Source organism: Phormidium sp. CCY1219 (genome assembly GCF_055795085.1).
In genome coordinates, this window is sequence record NZ_JAYFEQ010000587.1 from 1 (window position 1) to 216 (window position 216).

The following is a 216-nucleotide window of genomic DNA, read 5'->3' on the forward strand; positions in this document are numbered from 1 at the left end:
AACATCCGACAATATCAAGTCGGAAAATATAAGACGGGAAAGGACACGCATGGCAATCCGTTAGGTTTCAAAACTATCATCAAACCCAGCAAGAAGGCCATCAAAACCCACTACAAGAAACTAAAAGAGATAGTAGACACCCACAGAGCAGTACCGCAAGTGGCGTTAATAAAACACCTCAACCCGGTCATCAGAGGGTGGAGCAACTACTACTCA

The 216-nt window shown here is 44.4% G+C and carries 1 protein-coding gene; it reads left to right on the forward strand.

All coding sequences use genetic code 11. The features are described from left to right. Window positions 1-216 (forward strand): group II intron maturase-specific domain-containing protein (locus tag AC0QH1_RS16650; RefSeq protein WP_324632342.1); only part of this gene is annotated, 216 nt, incomplete at both ends.